Origin of the sequence: Paraburkholderia sp. SIMBA_054, assembly GCF_046534875.1 — a bacterium.
In the GTDB taxonomy this organism is placed as follows: domain Bacteria; phylum Pseudomonadota; class Gammaproteobacteria; order Burkholderiales; family Burkholderiaceae; genus Paraburkholderia; species Paraburkholderia hospita.
On record NZ_JAWRXV010000358.1, the window covers coordinates 1 to 362 of the forward strand.

The following is a 362-nucleotide window of genomic DNA, read 5'->3' on the forward strand; positions in this document are numbered from 1 at the left end:
TCTTGCGCAAGAACTCGCAGCGCAAGTGCATGTGCTCTCTGTCATCGACAATTCCGCGTGGGTGCAAGGCGCGGATATTACGTCGGCGATACCGGTGGATATGATTAACGATTCGGTCAAAAGCGTGCTCGACGAAGGCTTGAAAAAGCTGGCCGCCAAGGCCATTCACGCGACCGGGCACTTTGCGATCGGCGATCCGCTCGATCAGATTCCTTACTTCGCCAAAGAGCTGAACGTCGATCTGATTGTCGTGGGACATCATCGGGCCGGCCGGCTCGCACGGTGGTGGGGCGGCAGAACCGATGGCCTGTTGCTCGACAGGGTGAGTTGCAGCGTGCTCGTCACGATGGGGCCGGAAACCG

The 362-nt window shown here is 59.1% G+C and carries 1 protein-coding gene; it reads left to right on the forward strand.

Annotated elements, in window-relative coordinates:
• Nucleotides 1-362, forward strand: a 362-nt coding sequence (locus tag SB822_RS55480) for a universal stress protein (RefSeq protein WP_410858894.1), incomplete at both ends; no start/stop codon positions are given.